The sequence below is a fragment of the Nocardia sp. CS682 genome, from assembly GCF_004634405.1.
GTDB lineage: Bacteria > Actinomycetota > Actinomycetes > Mycobacteriales > Mycobacteriaceae > Nocardia > Nocardia ninae.
In genome coordinates this window covers 2,518,341-2,530,723 of sequence record NZ_CP029710.1, presented here as the reverse complement: position 1 = coordinate 2,530,723, position 12,383 = coordinate 2,518,341, and the positions used below count along the sequence as shown (strand labels likewise).

The window sequence follows — 12,383 nt, the reverse complement described above, 5'->3', positions numbered from 1 at the left end:
ATAATACTGTGCCGCACTCCGCTTCGGGAACATCGGACAACGGGCCTAGACCACACTGGCAACTTTATGCCAGCATGCGCGATGTGGTTGATCCCCGCTCTGTAGCGCTGGCAGACTCGTTGAGGCAATGATTCGGGTGTAAGCACCATTCGAGGGGGTGGCGGCATGCTGTACAGCGAGTGAGAATTAGCGCAGCCGGGCCCGGTCGAATCGGGTCCGGCTGCATTGACGTCGAATCTATAAGATCATTCCTCGCCACCTCAGGAGCTGGTGTGACGAAAATACTTGCGTACGATCCACTAGATCCTGCTGTGCTGGAGAATCCTTATCCCGTCTACGCGGCACTCCGGTCCGCCGGCCCGATATTCTGGCATGAGCGGATGCACTGCTGGGTCCTTACTCATTACCGTGACTGCCAGGCTGTTCTTCGCAACAACGGCGCTTTCGCTTCCGACTGGCGACGAATCGGAAAGGACGTGCCGGACCCCCAACTCGGCCTGCAACTGCTTGATCCACCGGACCACGGCCCGCTGCGAAGTCTGTTCACCAATGCGCTGCGGGCGCAGGATCTTGCAGGCCTCACGCGTCGGGCGGAGAACACCGCGGAGTCCTTGCTGAACGCCGTGCCTGCGGGCGAGACGTTCGACATGATCTACCGCGTTATCGCCCCCTTGGCGTTGCGCACGGTGTCCGACCTGGTGGGAACCCCGTGCCCGGCCGTTGACCTGTACGACCCCATCTCGGACGCCATTGTGCGCAGCATGGACGCCGGGCTGGATCCATCGGTCAAGCCGGCCGGTGTTGCGGCGCGTGCCCGGTTGAACGAGCTGGTCGATGCGTGGTTCGCGGCCGATCCCAGACCCGGCTTGCTGTCGGAAGTAACCAGAACAAAGGTTTTCACAGACCTGCCGGATACCTATATCAGGAATACGACGAGAATTGTTTTCCAGTCCGGGTACAGTTCGATCGTAGCCGGCGCAGGGAACATGATGCTTACCCTCTTGGCGCATCCCGGATCTATCGAACGCATGCGGGATCCCAAAATCATGTCCACCGGGTTCGAAGAGCTGATGAGATACGACTCCTCGGTCCAGGGCACCAGTAGGGCAACTACGGAAACCACGCTTATTCGCGATACCGTGATATCCGCTGGTGACATCGTTCTCATGCTGTTCGGATCGGCGAATCGAGATCCAGCGGAGTTCCATGATCCGGACACGCTACTTCTGGACAGGTCGCCGAACAAGCATCTTTCGTTCGGCCGTGGTCCGCACTCGTGTATCGGGAACTTATTCACCAAAATAGTACTTCAAGCGTTGATACGCACGTTGTTGCATCACCCTTCGAAATTGGAGCCGGCCGGTAGTCCAGTTCGTAAGCGTACGGCTACAGTGCGAAGTCTCGCTGAACTACCTGTGCGATTCATCCCCGCAGCAGCGTGATTTCATTACGGCTCTCGTCGTTAGCTAGAACTCGTGAAATCGCAGGTCGAGGTGCGAATCTTGCAAAGTGAAGGAGCATTCGACGCCGTAGCTGGGCAACCACCCTGCTCGGGCGACCATAAATCCCGCTTGGAAGCGTGTGTGCGCTTGCAGATCGGCCATGACTTCGGCGAACCGCCGCCGCATCGTTCGGACGCTCACATTCATAGCCCGTGCGACGACTTCGTCCCGGCTGCCTGTCGACAGCGCCCGCAGCATCTCGAATTCTTGGCGAGATAAACCGTTGGAAGCATGGTAATGCATGGATATCTTCTTCCGCTGACCAGCGCTGAGGTGCACCACTGCCATCCGCTGGGTGGCTGGTGACCAGGCTAGCTCGAAATGTTAGCAGCCTTTGAAGAGCCTTTATAGACAACACTTTCCGGGGGTTGACCGAGGGTTGATCTAGTCCGCAACCCCTATTCCGTATCGGCGTGTGTATTGATCGATAGCGGAAAGGAGTATCCCGTGTCGGCATGTTCGACTCGTCCGCGGGATTCGACGTTCGTCGGCGGTACACGTCCGCGCTGACACCGACACCGCTGCGAAGGCCGTGCGGAAGTGTCTTGCTCGTCGCGTGCCTGAGGAAGCGTATGTGCACCTCTGCAAGGTCACGAGTCGCGGACTCGCGAGGCGGTAGACGCTATGCTCTCCTGTAACAACAGCACCAGCAGTAACACCGAGAGCGATTCCGCTTAGCTCGACGGGCTGGAACGGCTCACGGGACCATCACGGGACTAGGGAGCTGCTTTGTCTATCTACCAGGCGTTCTATGCGAAATCAGGCATCGTCCGCGCCGGCCTCGGTTCCGCCGTCGCGACCGCGGTCACGGTGACGCTGTCCGGCGTGGTTCCGGGCACCGCTACTGCCACTCCGGCGCAGTCGGAGGCGGCGACCAAACTCGCGGGCAAGACCGTGTTCATCGATCCCGGCCATCAGGGATCCGGACACGGCGAGAACGTCGCCAAGCAGGTCAGCGACGGACGCGGCGGCATGAAGGACTGCCAGACGACCGGCATGACCACGGTGCACGGCGTGCCCGAGCACACCATCAACTGGAATGTCGCGCAGCTGGTGAAGACCTCGCTGGAGCAGCTCGGCGCGCAGGTGGTGCTGAGCCGCCAGGACGACGTGGGCTGGGGCGGCTGCATCGACGACCGCGCCAGGGCCGCCAACGAGTCCGGTGCCGCCGTCGCGGTGAGCATCCACGCCGACAGCGCGCCCGCCGACCAGCGCGGCTTCCACCTGATCGTGCCCGAGCTGCCCATTCCCGACCCGACGATCGACCACATCCAGTCCAGTGCCGGGCTGGCCGCCTCGACCGCGATGCGCGACGCGTACGTGCAGGCCGGATTCGTGCCCGCGACGTACGCGAGCCCGCACGGTTTGCAGTCGCGCCGGGATATCGCCGGGCCCGCGCTCACCGCGGTACCCGATGTGTTCATCGAGATGGGCAACGGGGCCAACGCCGAGGACGCCGCGCTGCTGGAGAGCCAGGAAGGGCAGCTCAGGCACGCTGTCGCCATCACCACCGGGCTGGTGAGTTATCTGCTCGGCCCGCAATCGGTGCCGCCGAATGTGGCGGGGGAGCAGCCTGTCGGGGCACCCGTGCCGCAGCCGGCGGTGACCGAGCCTGCGGTCGGGGTACCAGCGCCGCAGCCTGCCGCGGCCGAACCCGCACCGCAGACTGCGCCGGACTCGCAGACCCGAATTGCACCGCAGACCGTGCCGGACTCGCAGGCCCGAGCTGTGCCGCAGGCCGCGTCGGATCCGCAGGCCCAATCGGCACCGCAGACCGTGCCGGACCTGCAAGCCCAAGCCGTACCGCAGGTCGCGCTGGACCCGCAGGCGCAAGCCGTACCGGCCCCGCAGGCCCAGGCCGTACCACCGATGCAGACGGCACCGCAGGAACTGGCGCTCCCACCGGCGGACTCGCCGTCGCAGCCGTCTCCGCCGGCGATCGAACCGCAGTCGGCATCCAATCCGCCGCAGTTCCAGCCGCATCCGGCATCGACCGAACCGCCCGCGCAATCAGCGCCGGCCGCACCACAGCCGAACTCACCGCAACTCCAGCCGTATCCGGCATCAACCGAGCCGCCCGCGCAATCAGCACCGGCACCGCAGACCGCTCCGCAACCGAACTCGCCGCAGTGGCAACCGTCTCCGGCGTCGATTGATCCGCCCGCACAGTCCGCACCGGCACCGCAGGCGCAGACCGCACCGCAAGGCCAGTCCTCGCCGTTCACCCCGGGCCCGGGCACCCAGCAGTCGCCGACCGCACCGGGCACCCAGCAGAACCCGAGCCTGCCGGGAACCAAACCACCGGTGGACGAGTCGACCGACATGTCCGCCGTCCGCGAGATCATGGACATGGTGCTGACCCTGCTGATGCCGCTGGCGAAGGCGCTCGGCGTGGACAACAACATGGTCACCGCCGAGCTGATCAACCTCGCCTACGCCTTGGCGGCGAAGTTCATCGCTCCCGCCAAGTAACACCGAGCAACGACCGAACGTCACCCTCCCCGAGGGTGACGTTCGGCTTTTCCGAGGCCGTCGCGCCGCGCAGTATGGTGGTCGGCGTGGCTGACCGGATTCCTGTTGTCATCGTCGCGGGGTTTCTCGGTTCCGGGAAAACAACGCTGCTCAACCACCTGCTGCGCAATAGTCGCGGTACCCGAATCGGCGTGGTGGTGAACGACTTCGGCGCGATCAATATCGACTCGATGCTGGTCGCCGGTCAGGTCGACGCGATGGTCTCGCTCGGCAACGGCTGTGTCTGCTGCGCGGTCGACGTCGGCGAGTTGGACGACCTGTTCACTCGGCTCGCGCAGCCGCGCGCCAAGATCGACGTGATCGTGGTGGAGGCCAGCGGCCTGGCCGAGCCGCGCAATCTCATCCGGATGGTGGTGGGCAGCGAGAACCCGCGCATCCGATACGGCGGGCTGGTGGAGGTGGTCGATGCCGAGCAGTTCCCGGCGAGCAGTGCGCGCCATCCCGAGCTGACCACGCATCTGCGCCTGGCCGACCTGGTGGTGGTCAACAAGGCCGACCGGGTGCCCGCCGCGCAGGTGAACACCTTGCGGCAGGACATCGCGGAGCTGATCGGGCAGGTGCCGGTGTACGCGACCACGCACGGCCGACTCGAGCCCGGCTTGCTGTTCGACGAGCCGATGCGCGAAACCGCACGGGTCGCCGAGCAATTGAGCTTCGACGAGCTGCTCGACGACCACGATCACGACCACACCGAGCATCACCATCTGCACGACGACTACGTCACGGTCTCCTTCACCAGCGAACGTCCACTGGACCCGCGCGGCCTGATCGGTTTCCTGGAGGATCCGCCGCCCGGCCTGTTCCGTGCCAAGGGCTTCGTCGCCTTCCCCATCGCGGACGAGCGCCGGAAGTTCGTGTTCCACCTCGTCGGCAGGCACCTGGTGTTCGAGCCGGAGAACTGGGCGCGCGGCGAATCCCGCACGACCCAGCTGGTGCTGATCGGGGCCGGCCTGGACACCGACCTGGCGCTGAAGCGGTTGCAGGACGCCGTGCACCTCGACGACGACCCGCTCGATCCGCAGACCCTGCTCGGTGTGTGGCGCTATACGCCGCACTGACGACGAGGTTGGCGCGTTCGGTCCGAAACTGGCGCGTTCGGTGCTGGCGGCGGCGGCGGGCGGACACGAGACTGTCCTGGTGCCCGCCGCGTCGGCACGTGCGCAATGGTGCGAACTTGCCGTGCGTGGTGTCGGGTCGGCGCACCGAATCATGATCGAGACGTTTCGTTCTGCGACCGATGGGAGTTTTCCGTGTCAGATTCGTTGGAGAGCGCCACCGCGTACGTGATCGAAGTGCTGGAGGCCAAGGGCACTGCCACGCGCGACGACTTCGACGTTCCGGGCATCGTGGCCGAGTCACATGCGATCGCCAACAGCTGGAATTTCCGCGCGATCGAGAACGCCACGTTCTGGGGGATCGTGGCGCGTTTCCTGAAGTCGTGAGATCGCAAAGCCTTGTGCCGAATCCGGGGTTGGATCGCGCCTAGTCGAAGGCGGCAGCCTGCCGTCCGCGTGGTGTCAGGGACCACCGCCGTGCCGCGCGCCGCATCGAGCCCGCGTCGGAGTAGCCGAGCAACTCGGCCTGACGTGATCGGCTGAGCGGTCCGCCGGACGTCGCCGCGCTGAGCCGGGCCGTACGCGCCCGATCCAGCTCCCGCCGCCACGTCGTGCCCGCCTCCATCAGCCTGCGTTGCAGCGTGCGCGGACTGGTGGCCAGCCTGCGCGCCACCTGATCGAGCGAGACGTCACCGGTTTCCAGCGCGTCGGCCAGCGCCGCCGCGACCCGCTCCGGCCAGGCGGTGGCCAGCGGCGGCGGTGGCGGCAAGGCCTCGGCCAGCGGCTGCAGAATCGCGGCGAGCACCGGATCGCTGGTGGTCAGCGGGAGCTCCATGTCCGCTGCGCGGAAGACGATCGCGTCCACCGGAGCGTCGAAGTCGATCGCGGTGGTGCCGAACACCTCCACGAACGTGTCCACTCTGGCGGGTGCGGACTGGCGCAGTGAAACCCGCAGCGGGACAACGGGCTCGCGGACCACCCGTCGGGCACGGCTGAGCACGGCGGTCAGTCCCCACAGCTGGGTGAGGTCGCGGCCGCGGCCCTCACCTCGGATCATGTCGAGATAGAGCGTCACTTCGCCGTCGTTCTCGGCGATCAGGTCGAAGCGATGGTTGGTGGTGACCGCGGTGACGTACGGCCCGCAGGTCGCCAGGCCCGCGCCGAGGGTGGGGGCCGTGGAGAACAGGTAGTCGTACAGGCCGAGGGTCGGGAGTTGATAACGCCGGGCCACGTTCAGCGCGACGTCCGGATCGCCGAGACCGTGCTCGCCGAGTTCCCACAGCCGGGAAAAGGTATGGCTCGGCAGGTGCACGTCGGCACCGGCCATCGTCCACTCGGGCAGCCCGGTCTCGCGGATCAGCCGATCTCGATCGAGACCGGCCGCGCTGAGCTGAGAGATGACGAACCGGTGCAGCAAAACCTGATCGGTGCCCATCGCGTCCTCCCGCGCCGCCGCCGAACTGTGTGTGCGGCAACGCTATCGCCGGCGTGTTGAAACGTCATGGGGTTCATGTCACGGCTTGGTTAACCGCACGCGTTGACCCATTCGGATAGCCCGTCGGCGAACAACTGCCTTTTCCAGATCGGCACATCGTGCTTGATCCGGTCCACCAGTTCGGCGCAGGCGGTGAAGGCCTCGGCGCGGTGTGCGGCGGCGACCGCGACGACGATCGCCGCGTCACCGATGGTCAACGCGCCGACCCGGTGCACGGCGGCCACCGGCACACCCGAGGACTCGGCCAGCTCGGCGCAGATCTTGTGCAGGAAGCGCTCGGCGTCGGGATGCGCCGAGTACTCCAACGCGGAGACGGCTTGTCCGCCATCGTGGTCGCGCACCTTGCCGGTGAACACCACGACGGCGCCGTAGTGCGGACCGGTCACCGCCGCCTCGACCGCAGCGGGGTCCAGCGGCTGGTCGCTGATCCGGGCCAGCCGGACGGTGGGCTCAGTTGTTGTCATGGTTTCCGCCTCCGGCGACTTGCGCGAGCAGATGATCGAGCAGCGGTTCGAGCACCGCGATGCCGTCCTTGACGCCGCCGGGGGAGCCCGGCAGATTGACGACCACAGATCGACCGGCCAGTCCGGCCACGCCGCGGCTGAGCGCGGCCAGGGGGAACTTCGCGGTGCCGCGCTGGCGGATCGCCTCGGCGACGCCGGGCAGTTCGCGGGTCAGCACGGCGAGGGTGGCCTCGGGGGTGGCATCGGTGGGGGAGGCGCCGGTTCCGCCGGTGCTGATCACCAGCGCCGGTTCGAGGCGCAGCGCGTCGGCCAAGCCGACGGCGATGTCGGCGTCCGCGTAGACCAGCGGTCCGCGCACCGAAAAGCCGAGTCCGGCAAGCCATTCCACGAGCACCGGGCCGGTGGTGTCGATGCGGGTGCCCGCGGCGGCGCCGGTCGAGGCGACCAGAACGACGGCGGATGGCGAGTTGGCTTCGGTAAAGCTCTGCGAGGATTGGTGCTTCGCCTCGCTTGCTTCGGCTCCGGTTGCGCCGGGATGCGTTGCACTGGAAGCACTCTGGGCGGACTCCGGTCGCACCCAGTGCCCGTGCTTGCCACCCTCTTTGGTGAGCAGCCGCACTCCGTTCAGCGTCGCCGCCGGATCGACCGCCTTCACCATGTCGTGCAGCGTCAGCCCGGCCACCGCAACGGCGGTCAACGCCTCCATCTCGACGCCGGTGGGCCCCTTGGTCTTCGCGGTGGCCTCGATGGTGATCGAGGTATCGGTGAAACCGAACTCGACCTTCACCGAGGACAGGGCCAGCTGATGGCACAGCGGGATCAGTTCCGAGGTCTTCTTCGCACCGGCGATGCCCGCGATCCGTGCGGTGGACAACACGTCGGCCTTGGGCATGTCGTCGGCGCGCACCAGCGCGATCACCTCGGCGGTGGTCAGTAGCTCACCGGCGGCCACCGCGATCCGGGTGGTGTCGGACTTGGCACTCACATCGACCATGCGGGCACGGCCTTCGCCGTCCACATGGGACAACTCACTCATCGAATACTCCTGGGACACGGCGGATCACAGCGACCACACTCGCACAGCGGTGCCCGCGGGCAGCGCGGTGACCTCGGCCGGAACGTCGATCAGCACGTCCGCCCAGGCCATCCCCGCGACGAGATGCGACCCGGGTCCGGACACCAACTCCACCGCCTCCGGCGTGCAGAGGTGGTCGGACTGCGCGCGAATCAGCTTGCCGCGCAGGAACTGTCGCTTCCCCTGCGGTGAGCGAGCCACCTCGTTGCGCAGCGGCAGCTCGTAGCTGTCGACCGGCGCCAGCCCCGCGAGGCGCCGCAGGATCGGCCGGGCGAACACCTCGAACGACACCATGGTGCTGACCGGGTTACCGGGAAAGCTCAGCACCGGAACACCATCGACGACGGTCAACCCCTGCGGCCCGCCGGGCTGCATGGCGACCGAGCCGAACAGTCCGCCGAGCGGTTCGAGCACATCCTTGACCACCTCGAAGTCGCCCTTGGACACGCCGCCGGAGGTGAACACCACGTCGGCGGAGTCGGTCGCGGCGCCGAGCAGCTTGCGGAACTGGTCGGGATCGTCGGTGCTGTGTTCGACCGAGACGACGTCGACCCCGTTCGCGGTGAGCGCGGCGGCCAGCGCGATGCCGTTGGAGTTGTAGATCTGCCCGGGGCGCAGCGTACTTCCCGCCGGGACCAGTTCGTCGCCGGTGGTGATGACCGCCGCGCGCACCGCGCTGAACACCGACACGGTGGGCAGGCCGACCGCCGCGAGCGCCGCGATGTGCCGTGGCTCGAGCCTGGTGCCCGCGTCGATGAGCAGGTCTCCGGCGCGCACATCGGTGCCCGCCTCGCGCACGAATTCGCCGGTGCCGCGCCCACGTTCGATGGTGACGGTGCCGTCGTCGGCGTGGGTGTCTTCGACCGGGACCACGCAGTCCGCGCCGGGCGGGATCGGCGCGCCCGTCATCACCTTGATCGCGGCGCCGGGCGGCAGCGGTGTCTGCCCGGCATTGCCCGCCGCCACGATCCCGGCCAGCCGCAGCGTGACCGGCGCGGCCGCCACGGACTCGGCGCGCACCGCGTAGCCGTCCATCGCCGAATTACGGAACACCGGCAGGTCGACCGGCGAACGGACATCGTCGGCGAGCTGCCTGCCCAGTGCCGCGGGTACCGAGGCGGCTTCGACCGAGCGCGCGGCCAGTGGCCGCAGCAGCTGTTCGATGCTGTCCCGGTATTCGTCGACGGGCCGGGCCGAGACGCTGGCAGGCCGAGGGTTCATGTCGGCAAGCGTAACGTCCGTGCAACGGGGTCAATAGGCTGTCCGGCTTGTGCGAACCTCACAATCGCAAGGTGCGCGCAGTGCGCGATTCCGTACCTTCTGCGACTGACCAACGGCGAGCAAAGGTCATAATGGACAGGTGACTCTGGTCGAGATGGGGATACCTGCCGTGCGTTCCGGGCGTCCCTCGCTCGATGGGCGCCCCGATACGCCCTTCCTGCTGGACCGATTCGGCCGGGTGGCCCGCGATCTGCGCGTGTCCATCACCGAGAAGTGTTCGCTGCGCTGTACGTACTGCATGCCCGAGGAGGGGCTGCCCGCGATACCGCAGGACGAACTGCTGACCGTCGCGGAGATCGTGCGCCTGGTGAGCCTGGCGGTCCGCGAGCTCGGGGTGCAGGAGGTCCGGTTCACCGGCGGCGAGCCGTTGATGCGGCGCGACCTCGAACAGATCATCGCGGGCTGCCACGAACAGGTGCCGGACACGCCGCTGGCGATGACCACCAACGGCGTCGGCCTCGAGCACCGCGCCCGTGCGCTCGCCGCCGCCGGGCTGCACCGGGTGAACGTCTCGCTGGACACCGTCGACCGGGCCGGGTTCGCCAAGCTGACCCGTCGCGACCGGCTCGGCTCCGCGCTGGCAGGCATTCGGGCCGCCCGCGACGCCGGGCTGGCCCCGGTCAAGGTGAACGCGGTGCTCATGCGCGAAACACTGTCCGGCGCGGCGGATCTGCTGCAATGGTGCCTGGACGAGCAGTGCGCGCTGCGGTTCATCGAGGAGATGCCGCTCGACGCCGACCACGAATGGGCGCGCGCCAACATGGTCACCGCCGCCGAACTGCTCGACGTGCTCGGCGCTCGTTTCGAGCTCACCGCGGCAGGCCGCGCCGACCCCTCGGCTCCCGCCGAGACGTGGCTGGTCGACGGTGGCCCCGGAACCGTCGGGATCATCGCCTCGGTCACCCGTAAGTTCTGCGATACCTGCGACCGCACCCGCCTCACCGCCGACGGCATGCTGCGCTCCTGCCTGTTCAGCGACCAGGAATACGACCTGCGCCAGGCCCTGCGCACGGGCGCCGACGACGCCGAACTCGCCACGCTGTGGCGCGGCGCGATGTGGAACAAGTGGGCGGGTCACGGCATCGACGCCGAGGGCTTCGTCCCGCCGGAACGCACGATGGGAGCTATCGGTGGTTGAGATCCGCTATTTCGCCGCCATCGCCGACGCCGTCGGCAAGGACCGCGAGACGCTCGAGTTCCCGGCCGGCGCCACCGTCGCCGACCTGCGCTCGATGCTGTCCGCCTCGTACGGGCCGGACCTGGACAAGATGCTGTCCGTGTGCGCCTATTTGGTCGGCGACGAGCTGACCCGCGATCCGGAGATGGCGTTGACGCCACAGGTGGATGTGCTGCCGCCGTTCGCAGGCGGGTGACCGGGTACCGCATGTAGAGAAACCACTGTCGCGTTCGTCGTCCAGGTAGCGAGGGGTATCGGACTCCTCGGATTCCGGGAAGGATGACGATCATGCACTACCTGGCGACATTGGTAGGACGCGGCGACGAGCCGGAGGTGGAGCCCGGCTCGCCGGAGTTCGCGGCCGAGGTCGAGAAGTACGAGGTGTTCGAGGCGAACGCAGGTGCGGCGATCGCGGGCGGCGCTCCACTGTATCCGGCGGACACGGCGGTCAACATCCGGCACGCAGGCGGCCGCACGCTCGTCACCGACGGTCCGTTCACCGAGCAGGCCGAGGTGGTCGGCGGCTTCATCGTGTTCGACTGCAAGGATCTCGACGACGCCATCCAGCTCGCGCGCCAGGCACCCGCGGCCGAACAGGGTGCGGTCGAACTGCGACCGATGATCCAGTGGCAGTCGCAAGGCCTGCCGGGCCCGGACTGGTGGCTCGCGCTGCTCTGGGAGCGGCCGGAGAACGTCATCGCGCCGGGTACACCCGAATGGGATCCGGCCGTGGCCCGGCATCAGGAGTTCGGTACGGCCGCCGCGGCGGCGTTGCGCGGCAGCGGCGCGGTGCAGCCGCCGACATCCGCGACCACGGTGCGGGTCCGGGACGGCCGATTGCTGCTCACCGACGGCCCCTTCGCCGAGTCCGAGGTGATCGACGGGCTGTATATGTTCGTGGCGAAAGACCAGGCCGAGGCGACCGAGATCGCCGCCCGGATTCCGTGTGGCGAGACCGGACGGGTGGAACTGCGCCGGCTCGTCGACCTCGAAGAGTGACTGTGCCGACCGCGTACGTAGAGAAATGCACGCGCCGTTCGTCGTCTGAGTAGGAAGGGATCAGATCCCTCCATTCGAGGAAGGTTGGGCGACCATGCACTACTTTGCGACGATCGTGAGCAGTGAGGCGGACCCCGCAAACAAGCCGGGAACACCCGAGTTCGCCGCGGGGGTCGAGAAGTACGCGGCATTCCAGGAGCAAGCTGCGGCGGCGATCGCGGGCGGCGCGGCGCTGTTCCCGGTGGACACGGCGATCAATGTCCGGCGCGACGGTGACCAGCTCTTGGTCACCGACGGACCGTTCACCGAGCAGTCGGAGGTGGTCGGCGGCTTCTATGTCTTCGACTGCCCGGATCTGGATACGGCCGTCGAACTCGCCGCTCGGATTCCGACGGCCGCGCGGGGTTCGGTCGAGGTGCGTCCGATGGCGATGTGGACGCCGCACGAGCAGCCGGGCGCCGACTGGTGGACCGCGCTGCTGTGGGAGAGCGACGTTATCGAGCCGGACACCCCCGAATGGGCCGCGGCGGTCGTCGAACACGAGCGGTTCGGCGAACAGGTCGGTGCCGTGATCCGCGGCGGCGGCGCATTGCGGCCACCGGCGACCGCGGTCACCGTGCGGATGCGCGACGGGCAACTGTTGCGTACCGACGGGCCGTACACCGAGGGCGCAGAAGTGGTCGACGGCGTCTACATCTTCACCGCGACCGGTCCCGCACAGGCCGCGGCGATCGCGACCAAGATTCCGCGCGGGGCGAAGGGGCGCACCGAAGTTCGCCGCATCGTCGACGTCGGCTTCTGAT

Annotated in this window: 13 protein-coding genes; 8 read left to right on the top strand and 5 right to left on the bottom strand. The window is 67.4% G+C overall.

Annotated features, from left to right (window positions below):
- The first annotated feature begins 272 nt into the window (after nt 1–272).
- A complete protein-coding gene (locus DMB37_RS11310; RefSeq protein ID WP_135232660.1) occupies nt 273–1,442 on the top strand; it encodes a cytochrome P450 in 1,170 nt (389 codons plus the stop codon).
- Nucleotides 1,443–1,466: 24 nt separating this feature from the next.
- On the opposite strand, the gene DMB37_RS11305 is transcribed toward DMB37_RS11310, so the two are convergent.
- On the bottom strand, nt 1,467–1,745 hold the full coding sequence (locus DMB37_RS11305; RefSeq protein WP_167768805.1) for a LuxR C-terminal-related transcriptional regulator: 279 nt from the start codon (nt 1,743–1,745) through the stop codon (nt 1,467–1,469).
- A gap of 486 nt (nt 1,746–2,231) precedes the next feature.
- Between DMB37_RS11305 and DMB37_RS41905 the strand changes: the two genes are divergently transcribed.
- From DMB37_RS41905 to DMB37_RS11290, 3 genes are all read left to right on the top strand, one after another.
- Entirely contained in the window at nt 2,232–3,974 is a 1,743-nt protein-coding gene (locus DMB37_RS41905; RefSeq protein ID WP_370465363.1) for an N-acetylmuramoyl-L-alanine amidase, read from the top strand.
- A 74-nt stretch (nt 3,975–4,048) separates the two neighbouring features.
- Nucleotides 4,049–5,092: a GTP-binding protein gene (locus DMB37_RS11295; RefSeq protein WP_135237493.1), complete on the top strand. Its 1,044-nt coding sequence runs from the start codon at nt 4,049–4,051 to the stop codon at nt 5,090–5,092.
- 192 nt (nt 5,093–5,284) lie between these two features.
- On the top strand, nt 5,285–5,476 hold the full coding sequence (locus tag DMB37_RS11290; protein ID WP_107658601.1) for a hypothetical protein: 192 nt from the start codon (nt 5,285–5,287) through the stop codon (nt 5,474–5,476).
- Nucleotides 5,477–5,516: 40 nt separating this feature from the next.
- Here the strand turns inward: DMB37_RS11290 and DMB37_RS11285 are convergent, their stop codons facing one another.
- From DMB37_RS11285 to glp, 4 genes are all read right to left on the bottom strand, one after another.
- The gene (locus tag DMB37_RS11285; RefSeq protein WP_135232658.1) at nt 5,517–6,524 is read right to left on the bottom strand and encodes an AraC family transcriptional regulator; all 1,008 of its coding nucleotides are present in this window, start codon (nt 6,522–6,524) and stop codon (nt 5,517–5,519) included.
- Between the two features lie 89 nt (nt 6,525–6,613).
- Nucleotides 6,614–7,048, bottom strand: a complete 435-nt coding sequence (locus tag DMB37_RS11280) for a molybdenum cofactor biosynthesis protein MoaE (protein WP_135232657.1) — start codon at nt 7,046–7,048, stop codon at nt 6,614–6,616.
- The gene (moaCB, locus tag DMB37_RS11275) at nt 7,035–8,084 is read right to left on the bottom strand and encodes a bifunctional molybdenum cofactor biosynthesis protein MoaC/MoaB (RefSeq protein ID WP_135232656.1); all 1,050 of its coding nucleotides are present in this window, start codon (nt 8,082–8,084) and stop codon (nt 7,035–7,037) included. Before moaCB ends, DMB37_RS11280 begins: the two co-directional genes overlap by 14 nt.
- 24 nt (nt 8,085–8,108) lie before the next feature.
- Entirely contained in the window at nt 8,109–9,344 is a 1,236-nt protein-coding gene (gene glp / locus DMB37_RS11270; RefSeq protein ID WP_135232655.1) for a gephyrin-like molybdotransferase Glp, read from the bottom strand.
- Between the two features lie 139 nt (nt 9,345–9,483).
- Here glp and moaA point away from each other — a divergent pair, with 139 nt between their 5' ends.
- The 4 genes from moaA (at nt 9,484) to DMB37_RS11250 (ending at nt 12,382) form a co-directional block, all read left to right on the top strand.
- Entirely contained in the window at nt 9,484–10,542 is a 1,059-nt protein-coding gene (gene moaA, locus DMB37_RS11265) for a GTP 3',8-cyclase MoaA (RefSeq protein ID WP_240772336.1), read from the top strand.
- Nucleotides 10,535–10,777, top strand: coding sequence for a MoaD/ThiS family protein (locus tag DMB37_RS11260; RefSeq protein ID WP_135232654.1), 243 nt, complete (start codon nt 10,535–10,537; stop codon nt 10,775–10,777). The genes moaA and DMB37_RS11260 overlap by 8 nt, the downstream gene beginning before the upstream one ends.
- A gap of 92 nt (nt 10,778–10,869) precedes the next feature.
- Nucleotides 10,870–11,580, top strand: a complete 711-nt coding sequence (locus tag DMB37_RS11255; RefSeq protein WP_135232653.1) for a YciI family protein — start codon at nt 10,870–10,872, stop codon at nt 11,578–11,580.
- 94 nt (nt 11,581–11,674) lie between these two features.
- Nucleotides 11,675–12,382 (top strand): YciI family protein, encoded by a 708-nt coding sequence (locus tag DMB37_RS11250; RefSeq protein ID WP_135232652.1) that lies wholly within the window; start codon nt 11,675–11,677, stop codon nt 12,380–12,382.
- Nucleotide 12,383: the final 1 nt, after the last annotated feature.